We start from the raw sequence: 11,286 nt of genomic DNA, 5'->3' as shown, positions 1-11,286 counted from the left end.
CGCCCGCGGCTGGCAGGGCCGGCCAAACCCGTCAAAATTGCCGGTTGACAGGCATTTTTCGGGGTTTCGCCGCCCCGAAAACTGGTCTAAGACCCACCCGCGCGCGAGGGAAACCCGCGCTCTCGGCTCAAGGGGACGCGCGGCAAGCGCGCCCTTTTTTTGTGCCCAAATTCCAGTTCGCGAGTCTTATGCCCAAACGAACAGACATCTCGACCATCCTGATCATCGGCGCCGGTCCCATCGTGATCGGCCAGGCCTGCGAGTTCGACTACTCCGGCACGCAGGCCTGCAAGACGCTGAAGGAAGAGGGCTATCGCATCGTCCTCGTCAATTCCAACCCGGCCACCATCATGACCGACCCGGAATTGGCCGATGCGACCTATATCGAGCCGATCACGCCGGAAATCGTCGCCAAGATCATCGAGAACGAACGGCACGTCATCCCGGGCGGCTTCGCGCTGCTGCCGACCATGGGCGGCCAGACCGCGCTGAACTGCGCGCTGTCGCTGCGCCGCCAGGGCACGCTGGAAAAATTCGACGTCGAGATGATCGGCGCGACTGCCGACGCGATCGACAAGGCCGAGGATCGCCAGCTGTTCCGCAACGCCATGGAGAAGATCGGGCTGCAGACGCCGAAGTCGCGGCTTGCCAACGCATCACAGCTCAAGAAATCCTTCCGCGACAAATACCTTGCCGAACGCGAGAAGCTATCCGGCGCGGCGCAGGTAGAACTCGACCGGCAATGGTCGCTCGGCGAGAACGAGCGCCGCAAGCGCTATCAGGAGTATGCGCTGGGCCAGGCGATGATGGCGCTGTCCGAGATCGGACTGCCCGCGATCATCCGGCCCTCGTTCACGCTGGGCGGCACCGGCGGCGGCATCGCCTACAACAAGGAAGAGTTCCTCGACATCATCGAGCGCGGCCTCGATGCCTCCCCCACCAACGAAGTCCTGATCGAGGAATCCGTTCTCGGCTGGAAAGAGTTCGAGATGGAGGTGGTGCGAGACAAGAAGGACAATTGCATCATCGTCTGCTCGATCGAGAATTTCGATCCGATGGGCGTGCATACCGGCGACTCCATCACTGTGGCGCCCGCGCTGACGCTGACCGACAAGGAATACCAGATCATGCGCGACGCCTCGCTGGCGGTGCTGCGCGAGATCGGGGTCGAGACCGGCGGCTCGAACGTGCAGTTCGGCATCAATCCCGCCGATGGCCGCATGGTCGTGATCGAGATGAACCCGCGTGTTTCTCGTTCATCGGCATTGGCGTCGAAGGCGACGGGCTTCCCGATCGCCAAGGTCGCAGCCAAGCTCGCCATCGGCTACACGCTGGACGAGATCGCCAACGACATCACCGGCGGCGCGACGCCGGCCTCGTTCGAGCCGACCATCGACTACGTGGTGACCAAAATCCCGCGTTTCGCCTTCGAGAAATTCCCCGGCGCCTCTCACACGCTGACGACCTCGATGAAGTCCGTCGGCGAGGTGATGGCGATCGGCCGCACCTTCCAGGAAAGCCTGCAAAAGGCACTGCGGGGGCTCGAGACCGGGCTGACCGGCCTCGACGAGATCGAGATCGAGGGGCTTGGCCACGGCGACGACAAGAATGCGATCCGCGCCGCGCTCGGCACCCCGACGCCGAACCGTCTGCTCCAGGTGGCGCAGGCGATGCGGCTCGGCTGGTCCAACGAGGACATCTTCAACTCCTGCAAGATCGACCCCTGGTTCCTCGCCGAAATGCGTTGCATCGTCGACATGGAGGAGAAGGTCCGCAAGAACGGCCTGCCGCGAAATGCCTTCGGCATGCGCTCACTGAAGGCCATGGGCTTTTCGGACGCGCGGCTCGCGGTGCTCTCGGAGAGCACGGAAGCCGATGTGACGGCCAAACGCCACGCGCTCGGCGTCCGCCCGGTGTTCAAGCGCATCGACACCTGCGCCGCCGAGTTCGCCTCGCCCACCGCCTATATGTATTCGACCTATGAGGCGCCATTCGCGGGCGCGGTTGCGGACGAAAGCGAGCCGTCGGACCGGAAGAAGGTCATCATCCTCGGCGGCGGCCCGAACCGCATCGGCCAGGGCATCGAGTTCGACTATTGCTGCTGTCACGCCTGCTTCGCGCTGCATGACGCCGGCTACGAATCCATCATGGTCAACTGCAACCCGGAGACGGTGTCGACCGACTACGATACCGCCGACCGGCTGTATTTCGAGCCGCTCACGGCCGAGGACGTGCTGGAGATCATTACGACCGAGCGCAGCAAAGGTACGCTGCATGGCGTGATCGTGCAGTTCGGCGGCCAGACCCCGCTGAAGCTCGCGCGTGCGCTGGAGGCCGCCGAAGTGCCGATCCTCGGCACCTCGCCCGACGCCATTGATCTCGCCGAAGACCGCGACCGCTTCAAGCGCGTGCTCGACAAGCTTCGTCTCAAGCAGCCGAAGAACGGCATCGCCTATTCGGTCGAGCAGGCCCGGCTCGTCTCCGCCGATCTCGGGCTGCCGCTGGTGGTGCGTCCGTCCTACGTGCTCGGCGGCCGCGCGATGCAGATCATCCGCGAGGAGAACCAGCTCAACGATTATCTGCTCGGCACGCTGCCGGAACTCGTGCCCGCCGACGTCAAGGCGCGCTACCCCAACGACAAGACCGGGCAGATCAACACCGTGCTCGGCAAGAACCCGCTGCTGTTCGACCGCTATCTCTCTGACGCGACCGAGGTCGACGTCGACTGCCTGTGCGACGGCAAGGACGTCTTCATCGTCGGCATCATGGAGCACATCGAGGAAGCCGGCATCCACTCCGGCGACTCCGCGTGCTCGCTGCCGCCTTACTCGCTCGATGCCAAGATGATCGACGAATTGGAGCGGCAGACCCGCGAGCTCGCGCTCGGCCTCGACGTCGTCGGCCTGATGAACGTGCAGTACGCGATCAAGGACGGCGAGATCTACGTGCTCGAGGTCAATCCGCGTGCTTCGCGCACGGTGCCGTTCGTCGCCAAGGTGATCGGCACGCCGGTCGCCAAGATTGCCGCCCGCATCATGGCCGGCGAGAAGCTCGCCGACTTCAGGCTGAAGAAGGCCCAGCTAAAGCATGTCGGCGTCAAGGAATCCGTGTTCCCCTTCGCCCGCTTCCCCGGCGTCGACACGGTGCTCGGTCCGGAGATGCGCTCGACCGGCGAGGTCATGGGCATCGACCGCTCCTTCGAGGTCGCGTTCGCCAAGAGCCAGCTCGGCGGCGGCACGCGCGTCCCGCGCAAGGGCACGGTGTTCGTCTCGGTGCGCGACAGCGACAAGAACCGCATCGCGGACGCGGTGCGGCTGTTGCAGGCCGTCGGCTTCAAGGTGCTGGCGACGTCGGGCACCCAGCGCTTCCTGACCGACCAGGGCATTCCGACAGAGAAGGTGAACAAGGTGCTGGAGGGCCGGCCGCACATTGTCGACGCCATTACCAATGGCGACATCCAACTCGTCTTCAACACCACGGAGGGCCCGCAGGCGCTTGCCGACAGCCGTTCACTACGGCGCGCGGCCCTCTTGCATAAAGTGCCGTATTACACCACTCTTTCCGGGGCCGTGGCGGCCGCGCAGGGCATCCGCGCTTATCTGGGCGGGGACCTTGAGGTTCGTACCCTGCAGAGCTACTTTTCGGAAACCTGATCGTTAGCAGGGGCCAGGCCCTCGCTAAGTGATTGGCAATGAAGCCACAATGGCCGGAGGAACTGTCCGGCCATGTGGTTGTTCTGTTCCGGCGCCAGCCCCACATAACGTTCCGGTGGCCGCGTGTTCAGCCCCGGAATCACCGACGAATCAAGGTTGCGGCGCCCTTTGTTTCCGAGGGCGCGCGACCCGAGAACGAGAGAAGAGATGGAAAAGGTTCCGATGACTCTGGCCGGTTTTACCGCGCTCGGGGAAGAATTGAAGCAGCGCCAGTCGGTGGACCGTCCGCGGATCATCGAGCATATCGCCGAGGCGCGCTCGCACGGAGACCTGTCGGAAAACGCGGAATATCATGCCGCGAAGGAAGAGCAGTCCCACAATGAGGGCCGGATCGCCGAGCTCGAGGACAAGCTCGCGCGCGCCGACATCATCGACATCTCGAAACTTTCTGGCGACACCATCAAATTCGGCGCCACCGTGACATTGGTCGACGAGGACACCGAGAAGAAGACGGTGTGGCAACTCGTCGGCGAGGTCGAGGCCGACGCCAAGAAGGGCCGCATCTCCATCACCTCGCCGCTCGCCCGCGCGCTGATCGGCAAGAGGAAGGGCGCCTCCGTCGAGGTCAACACGCCCGGCGGCGCCAAGGCCTACGAGATCACCAAGGTCGAGTGGCGGTAATCCGCGCCGCAAGCTGGACGAAAAAGCCGCGCTTTGCGTGGCTTTTTTGTTTCGTCTGTTTCCTGGGCGCGATTGTGAACGGCAACGTCCTCCGCCATGCTTGGCGCCGCTGCACCTTGAGGCCACAAGGGAGGACACGATGGACGTCGATCGCATCGCCGCGCAGAGCCAGCCCTATCTGCTCAGCCTGTTCCGTTTCGTCACCGGCCTTCTGCTGTTCCAGTTCGGTGTGGCAAAACTGTTCAAGTTTCCGCCCGTCGAGATCTTCGCCGACGTCACGCCGCTATCGCTCTGGGGCATTGCCGGCATGATCGAGCTGGTGTTCGGCGGCCTGTTGATGCTTGGACTGTTTACGCGTCTCGCCGCCTTCATCCTGTCGGGCGAGATGGCATTCGCCTATTTCATCGAGCATCTGCCGAACAGCTTCTTCCCGCTCGTCAATGACGGGACCCTGGCGATCCTGTTCTGCTTTGCCTGCCTTTATCTTGCCGCCGCCGGCGGCGGTCCGATCAGCGTGGATGCGATGCGGCGCGGTTGAGTCTTGCGTCAGCGCCGCCCCTTCACCTCGAGCGGCACGGCGGCTTCGTATTTCGAATTGTGCAGCACCAGCGACGTCCGGACGTTGCGCACATGCGGGGCCGCGGTGAGATGCGTGACGAAATCCTGGAACGTGGCCATGTCAGGCGCGACGCATTTCAGGATGAAGTCGACCTCGCCCGACAGCATCCAGCATTCGCGCACCAGCGGCTCGGCACGCACGAACTCCTCGAAGGCACGCAAATCCACCTCCGCCTGGCTCGACAGATGAACCGCGGCGAACACCGTGACGTCGAAGCCGAGCTTTCGCGAATCGAGCAGTCCGCGATAGCCGTGGATGTAACCCTCCTCCTCCAGCGCCCGGACACGGCGCAGGCAGGGCGGCGGCGAAATGCCGACGCGCTTGGCCAGCTCGACATTGGTGATTCGCCCGTCGGCCTGGATTTCGGCGAGAATTTTGAGATCGATCTCGTCTAGGTTCCGCGACACGTGATTGGAACTCCTGGCCTTATCTGCGGTATCGGTTGGGTTCGTCGCAATCCTCATAGCCAGTCCGGCCAAGATGCGCAATTTTATTGCGCGTGCAGCGCAACGATCTTTTGTTCCCGGGGGGAAAAATCCGCCGACATGGGCTGCAATTCTTGCATAGCTCGCCAGAAGGCTTAGATTAGCACTGACATTTCAGCGCCTCCGCGGCGCCTTCCCAGGCACTATCCGCGCCCGCGCTGCAACTCCCCCAAGAGAGGCACCGGTCCACATGCGCGCGCCCATCCATGCCAAGGTCGTCATCATCGGCTCCGGCCCCGCCGGCTACACCGCGGCGATCTACGCCGCGCGTGCGATGCTCGAGCCGATCCTGATCCAGGGCATCCAGCCGGGCGGCCAGCTCACCATCACCACCGACGTCGAGAACTATCCGGGCTTTGCCGACGTGATCCAGGGCCCCTGGCTGATGGAGCAGATGGAGAAGCAGGCGCTGCACATGGGCACCGAGATCAAGACCGATCTGGTCACCAAGCTCGAGACCGCTCTGCGACCGTTCCGCCTCACCTGCGACTCCGGCGACGTCTACCTTGCCGACACCGTGATCCTCGCGACCGGCGCGCAGGCGCGCTGGCTCGGCATCCCCTCGGAAGAGACCTTCAAGGGCTTTGGCGTCTCGGCCTGCGCCACCTGTGACGGCTTCTTCTACCGCGGCAAAGAGGTCATCGTGGTTGGCGGCGGCAACACTGCCGTCGAGGAAGCGCTGTTCCTGACCAATTTCGCGAGCCAGGTCACGATCGTGCACCGCCGCGATCATTTCCGCGCCGAGCGCATCCTGCAGGAGCGCCTGTTCAAGAACCCCAAGATCAAGGTGGTCTGGGACAGCGCCATCGACGAGGTCTGCGGCGATGCGAACCCCAGCAAGGTCACGCATGTCCGCCTGAAGAACGTCAAGACCGGCGCGCTCACGAAGGTGAAGGCCGACGGCGTCTTCATCGCCATCGGGCACGCACCGGCGACCGAACTGGTGAAGGGCCAGGTGAAACTCAAACCGTCGGGCTATGTCGAGGTCGCCCCGAACTCGACCGCCACCTCGGTGCCCGGCCTGTTCGCGGCCGGCGACGTCGCCGATGAAACCTATCGCCAGGCCGTCACGGCCGCAGGCCTCGGCTGTATGGCCGCACTCGAAGCCGAACGTTTCTTGGCCCTGCGCGCCAGCGAGCGCGCGGCAGCGGAATAACGACCATGCCTCGAACACGCGACGGATTTACCGATATGGACTGGGACAAGCTGAAGGTGTTTCACGCCGCGGCGGAAGCGGGCAGCTTCACGCATGCGGGCGAGCAGCTCGGCCTGTCGCAGTCGGCCGTGTCACGCCAGGTCTCGGCGCTGGAGCAGGAGCTCTCGGTCTCGCTCTTCCACCGCCATGCCCGCGGCCTGATCCTCACCGAGCAGGGCGACCTCTTGTTCCGCACTGCGCATGACGTGTTCATGCAGCTCCAGGCGGCGCGCGCCAAATTGACCGACAGCCGCGAGCGGCCGAGCGGCGACCTCAAGATCACGACGACGCCCGGCGTCGGCATCAACTGGCTGATCCCGCGGCTCGGGGAGTTCACTGCGCTCTATCCGGAGATCCGCATCTCGCTGATCGTCACCGACGAGGAGCTCGACCTGTCGATGCGCGAGGCTGATGTCGCGATCCGCACCCGCAAGCCGACGCAGCCGGACCTCATCCAGCGCAAGCTCTTCGCGATGGGCTTCCACGCCTATTGCTCGCCGGAATACATCAAGCGTTTCGGCACGCCGCGGACGCTTGAAGAGCTCGATGCTCACCGCATCATCACGCTCGCCGATGGCAACTTCGCCCCGCACTTGCAGAACCGCAACTGGCTGGTCGAAGCGGCGCGCAACGGCTCCGGTCCGCGCGAGGCCTACTTCAAAGTCAACAACATTCTCGGTCTGGTGCGCGCCTGTCAGCAAGGCCTCGGCATCGCGGCATTGCCCGATTACTTGGTCGAAGAGAACAGCCGCCTCGTGCAGTTGTTCGGCGAATCGGACTCGATCCAACTCGATACGTATTTCGTCTATCCCGAGGAGTTGAAGACGGTCGCGCGCGTGCAGGTGTTCCGCGACTTCGTAGTGAGCAAGGCGCAACGCTGGCCGTCCTGATTTCCGCATGACTGACATGCGGCCCCGGCTGTTGCTGCATGGCGCTCGGCAAGCCCATAATGTTTGCACGCTGAGCCTTCGCGTTGCGCATTTGTCCCCCTCCTCCAGTGGCGCGGGAGTTCAGTAATCCCTCTTGGAAGGTGATTGTGTCGGCCTCACGTGGCCATACCTAAGCCGGGTCCTTCGGGCCCGGCTTTTTTTCTGCCAATTTGGCTTTCGCTTTCCGCGTGTATTGACAGTTCCACATATCCCCCGCATCATTTGCGCACCATGATCACGAATTCGTGCGCAATCCTCTCGAAGGCGATCGCCTCGAAAAAAGGCCCCCATCCGGGGTCCTCGGATTTTTGCGCGCGCTAACGACTTCGTTATCGTTGCAATCTTCGAAAACCCCCGCCGTCTGGACGGGGTTTTTTCATGTGCCCTCCGTCTCAGGCGTCAACTGAAAAGGAGATGACACATGACCGACCTGAGACAACAATTGCAGGGCCTCTGGCTGCCTCTGGTGACGCCGTTTCGCGACGGCCGTCTCGATGAGAAGTCGCTTCGGCAGCTCGCGCGGCATTACGCCGCCGAGGAGGCACGCGCGGTGGACGGCTTCATTCTGGGCGCGACCTCCGGCGAAGGCATGACGTTGAGGGGCGCGGAGCTCGAGCGCCTCGTCGCGACCGTGCGAGAGGAGCTCGCCGCGCACCGCCGCAGCATTCCGATCGTTCTCGGCCTCGCCGGCGCGGACACGACACGGCTGAAGGACAGCCTGGATGAGACCGCGGACTGGCCGATCGACGGCTATCTGATCGCGAGCCCATACTATCTTCGGCCATCGCAGCGCGGCTTGCTTGCGCATTTCGAGGCGCTCGCCGATCACGCCGCCTGGCCGATCGTTCTCTACAACATTCCCTACCGCACGGGCGTCAACCTCACCAACCAGACGCTGCTCCGGCTCGCCGGGCATCCCAACATCGTCGGCCTGAAGGATTGCAGCGCGAGCCGCGAGCAATCGGTCGCGCTGCTCCGCGACAAGCCGGATCACTTCCGTGTGCTCACCGGCGAGGACGCGCACACCTTTGAGGCGCTGAGCGACGGCGCCGATGGCGCCATCCTGCTGTCCGCCCACATCGAGACCGCAACGTTTGCTGCGATTCAAACCGAGCTGAAGCGCGGCAACACCGACGCGGCCCTCGCGCGCTGGCAGGATGTTGCCGAGCTGACGCGGCTGTTGTTCGCCGAGCCGAGCCCGGCGCCGGCCAAGTACTGGTTGTGGCGATGCGGCCTCATCGACAGTCCCGAGGTGCGCCTGCCGATGGTCGAGATCGGAAGCGAGCTCGCCGCCAGGCTCGATCGCGAGATCGCACGACGGATGAAGGCCGCGGCATAGCTCTTCGCCATCGCCGTCGCGGGCGCCGCATGGCGCATCCACGGCTCGTTTACGCATCGCGCCCCATCGTTTCCCCCAAAGACCAATCCATAGGGGCAAATCATGGGACATCGCACCCGGCCGACGGCCGCGAAAGACTTCGCGCCGGCGGATCTCATGCAGGGACTTCTGGTGATCTCGTCGTTCGGCTTGTGGGCCGTGATGCTCGGCCTGATGCCGGTGCTGCTGTTTCGCGTCTGGCTCGCGGGCTGACGCGAAGATGGTTAATCCGCGGTAGCGTCCGTGCCCAAATTGCACGGGGACCAGCGAGGCGGATGTTAAAACGTTTCTAGTATCACCTGACGCCATAAGCGAAGAACTCGCGGGGGCATTTTGTGAATACTCAATATGATATGGCGCCTGATTATCAGGCCGCCGAGCAGCAGGGCTTTACCACCGAGGACATCCTCTGGGCCGCCGGCATCTGGTCGGTGATCCTCACGCTGTCACCGGTGATCGTGTTCTACATGCTGATGGTGGCGTAGAGCACGATACGGAAAAGCGGGCACCGGTTTTCCCTAAGCGACAAACGCGTAAACGCGTTTGCGGGGAGATCATGCTCACTTGAAAAGCTTCATTTCCGGAAACGCAAAACGCGCGGGAACAGCCGCGCGCTTTTCGTTACAGAAAATGAACAATAAAAACTACGCAGCCTGCTTGTGCATTGCGCCGGAGGCCGACGCCGTGCCACGGATCGCCTTGACCGAACGCTCGATCGCAGCCCACAGCCTTGCGATCTCCTGCGCGGCGCGGCTCTCGGCCTGATATTCCCGCGCGCCCTCGCCGTGGCTCAGCGCCATCAACAGATCCGAGCGGTTGGTGATTTGGCCGCCCCAGACCGGCGCGCGGAATTTGGCGAGCGCCTCGCGGGCGATGGTGACGATCGGGCTTTCGGCTTCGTCGCGGCGGGCGGGTGCGCCGTTGAGCACAACCGCGTAGGGCTTGCGCGCCGCGCGGCACATCTGGATGGTTTCCTGCACGGCGTTGACGTCGAACACGCCAGGCCGCGCCGGAATGATCACCATGGTTGCATTCTTGATCGCGTCGTCGACCACGGCCGACAGGTTCGGCGGCGTGTCGATCAACACCCATTCATAGCCGTCGCGCCTCGCAGCGGAGACGATGCCGCTCACCGAGTTGACCGCGGCCTTGATCTGCGGCTCGTTGGTGCCACGCAGCTTGTGCCACAGCGTGAGCGAGCCCTGCGGATCCGCATCGACGAGCAGAACAGGCTTGGTCGCCTTGATCTGCGCGGCGAGATGTGCAGCCAGGGTACTCTTGCCCGAGCCGCCTTTACGCGATGCAAAAACAATAACGTTCATACCCTTGCCTCCAGATTGACCCCAGGCCGCGAAAATGAATCAGCGCGCTGATTCGTGAAAGAAAAATTTACCGGGAGTTGCGCCACGGCCACGAAATAACGAGTCGTGTTGGCTTTTGAGTCACAGTGCATGCGGCATCATGAACATGAACCGCAATGAACGGCTGTTGGACGGATCGTGCGTTTATTGAGCAATCGTTCGGGAAACGGCGAACTGCAACCTGCCCGAGCAAATCGAATGTCGGCTCTTTTCCGTCGCTCGAAGGCAGAATTACTGCGGGGGATCGCTGACCGAAGCGAACAAAAGGAGTCCTGAGGTTCGTCGCGCCCGACATTCAAGCTGCGCTTCAATGTGGCCTCTCCCGCAAGCGGGACGAGGTGACGCGGCAACTGCGGAGCTTCTGCTAGGTATCGTCAGCCTTCGGTTTCTTCTTGCCCGACTTGCTGCTCGCCGTGGTCTTCTTCGCGGCCGGCTTGCTCGAGGTCTTCTTCTTCGCCACCGGCTTGATGTTGACGGGCTGGCCGGCGGCCGCCTCGCCCGGCTCCGGCCCCTCGCGGAAGAACGCCCGGCACTGCGGCGAGAGCTGCGACTTCTTCTGGATCATGCAGGCGGTGATGGCGTCGACGTTCGGAACGAACTCGCCGCACAGCCGCATCGCGTCGGGCGTGCAGGCCTGCTGCTGCTCCGGCGTATAAGCGTGGCTGGTGACAGGCTGGACGATGACAGCCAGCGCGATCGCACAGACCGCGCTAGCCAGGAACTTCCGAAAGCGAAACGCCGGCATCGATCCCCCCAACCTTTCCGAGACGGAGGGAATAGTGGGTGAAGGCTTCCACGTTGGCAACCGGGCCGCGAACCGAAAACCGCCGGCTGTGCGCTCCGGGCAACAGGCGTCGGAGCGCGATGGGATTAGGCTTGATTTGCTGCCACAGGGGAGATGCGCCCCTCTCCCGCTTGCGGCGGAGGCATAGGCGGCCTTCGCCGCCGTTAAGGAAAACGCCGATGCGGAGCATCGGCTATGGGT

At 63.4% G+C, this 11,286-nt stretch carries 11 protein-coding genes; 8 read left to right on the top strand and 3 right to left on the bottom strand.

Annotated features, from left to right (window positions below):
• Window positions 1-188: 188 nt before the first annotated feature.
• The 3 genes from carB to QA640_RS05700 all read left to right on the top strand — a co-directional run bounded on the left by carB (window position 189) and on the right by QA640_RS05700 (window position 4,872).
• Window positions 189-3,653, top strand: coding sequence for a carbamoyl-phosphate synthase large subunit (carB, locus tag QA640_RS05710; protein WP_283039769.1), 3,465 nt, complete (start codon window positions 189-191; stop codon window positions 3,651-3,653).
• A 207-nt stretch (window positions 3,654-3,860) separates the two neighbouring features.
• Window positions 3,861-4,334 (top strand): transcription elongation factor GreA, encoded by a 474-nt coding sequence (gene greA, locus QA640_RS05705; RefSeq protein ID WP_283039768.1) that lies wholly within the window; start codon window positions 3,861-3,863, stop codon window positions 4,332-4,334.
• A 139-nt stretch (window positions 4,335-4,473) separates the two neighbouring features.
• Window positions 4,474-4,872 (top strand): DoxX family protein, encoded by a 399-nt coding sequence (locus tag QA640_RS05700; protein WP_283039767.1) that lies wholly within the window; start codon window positions 4,474-4,476, stop codon window positions 4,870-4,872.
• Between the two features lie 8 nt (window positions 4,873-4,880).
• Here QA640_RS05700 and QA640_RS05695 read toward each other — a convergent pair whose 3' ends face one another.
• Window positions 4,881-5,360 (bottom strand): Lrp/AsnC family transcriptional regulator, encoded by a 480-nt coding sequence (locus tag QA640_RS05695; protein WP_283039766.1) that lies wholly within the window; start codon window positions 5,358-5,360, stop codon window positions 4,881-4,883.
• Window positions 5,361-5,628: 268 nt separating this feature from the next.
• Between QA640_RS05695 and trxB the strand changes: the two genes are divergently transcribed.
• From trxB to QA640_RS05670, 5 genes are all read left to right on the top strand, one after another.
• Entirely contained in the window at window positions 5,629-6,594 is a 966-nt protein-coding gene (trxB, locus tag QA640_RS05690) for a thioredoxin-disulfide reductase (RefSeq protein ID WP_283039765.1), read from the top strand.
• Between the two features lie 5 nt (window positions 6,595-6,599).
• Window positions 6,600-7,523, top strand: coding sequence for a LysR family transcriptional regulator (locus QA640_RS05685; protein WP_027525214.1), 924 nt, complete (start codon window positions 6,600-6,602; stop codon window positions 7,521-7,523).
• A gap of 460 nt (window positions 7,524-7,983) precedes the next feature.
• Window positions 7,984-8,901, top strand: coding sequence for a 4-hydroxy-tetrahydrodipicolinate synthase (locus tag QA640_RS05680; RefSeq protein ID WP_283039764.1), 918 nt, complete (start codon window positions 7,984-7,986; stop codon window positions 8,899-8,901).
• Between the two features lie 102 nt (window positions 8,902-9,003).
• Window positions 9,004-9,153, top strand: a complete 150-nt coding sequence (locus tag QA640_RS05675) for a hypothetical protein (RefSeq protein ID WP_283039763.1) — start codon at window positions 9,004-9,006, stop codon at window positions 9,151-9,153.
• 122 nt (window positions 9,154-9,275) lie between these two features.
• The gene (locus QA640_RS05670; protein ID WP_283043143.1) at window positions 9,276-9,425 is read left to right on the top strand and encodes a hypothetical protein; all 150 of its coding nucleotides are present in this window, start codon (window positions 9,276-9,278) and stop codon (window positions 9,423-9,425) included.
• 159 nt (window positions 9,426-9,584) lie between these two features.
• Here QA640_RS05670 and QA640_RS05665 read toward each other — a convergent pair whose 3' ends face one another.
• Complete coding sequence (locus tag QA640_RS05665; RefSeq protein ID WP_283039762.1) at window positions 9,585-10,262, bottom strand: ParA family protein; 678 nt, start codon at window positions 10,260-10,262, stop codon at window positions 9,585-9,587.
• Between the two features lie 403 nt (window positions 10,263-10,665).
• Window positions 10,666-11,046, bottom strand: a complete 381-nt coding sequence (locus QA640_RS05660; protein ID WP_283039761.1) for a hypothetical protein — start codon at window positions 11,044-11,046, stop codon at window positions 10,666-10,668.
• Between the last annotated feature and the right edge of the window lie 240 nt (window positions 11,047-11,286).

Origin of the sequence: Bradyrhizobium sp. CB82 (assembly GCF_029714405.1) — a bacterium.
Classification (GTDB): Bacteria; Pseudomonadota; Alphaproteobacteria; order Rhizobiales; family Xanthobacteraceae; genus Bradyrhizobium.
The sequence above is the reverse complement of the archived record's forward strand: the minus strand, read 5'-3'. Positions and strand labels throughout refer to the sequence as shown.

What these genes read in the sequence shown, in the direction of transcription:
- carB (WP_283039769.1), top strand. Translation starts at nt 189, where the DNA reads ATGCCCAAACGAACAGACATCTCGACCATCCTGATCATCGGCGCCGGT.
- greA (WP_283039768.1), top strand. Translation starts at nt 3,861, where the DNA reads ATGGAAAAGGTTCCGATGACTCTGGCCGGTTTTACCGCGCTCGGGGAA.
- QA640_RS05700 (WP_283039767.1), top strand. Translation starts at nt 4,474, where the DNA reads ATGGACGTCGATCGCATCGCCGCGCAGAGCCAGCCCTATCTGCTCAGC.
- trxB (WP_283039765.1), top strand. Translation starts at nt 5,629, where the DNA reads ATGCGCGCGCCCATCCATGCCAAGGTCGTCATCATCGGCTCCGGCCCC.
- QA640_RS05685 (WP_027525214.1), top strand. Translation starts at nt 6,600, where the DNA reads ATGCCTCGAACACGCGACGGATTTACCGATATGGACTGGGACAAGCTG.
- QA640_RS05680 (WP_283039764.1), top strand. Translation starts at nt 7,984, where the DNA reads ATGACCGACCTGAGACAACAATTGCAGGGCCTCTGGCTGCCTCTGGTG.
- QA640_RS05675 (WP_283039763.1), top strand. Translation starts at nt 9,004, where the DNA reads ATGGGACATCGCACCCGGCCGACGGCCGCGAAAGACTTCGCGCCGGCG.
- QA640_RS05665 (WP_283039762.1), bottom strand. Translation starts at nt 10,262, where the DNA reads ATGAACGTTATTGTTTTTGCATCGCGTAAAGGCGGCTCGGGCAAGAGT.
- QA640_RS05660 (WP_283039761.1), bottom strand. Translation starts at nt 11,046, where the DNA reads ATGCCGGCGTTTCGCTTTCGGAAGTTCCTGGCTAGCGCGGTCTGTGCG.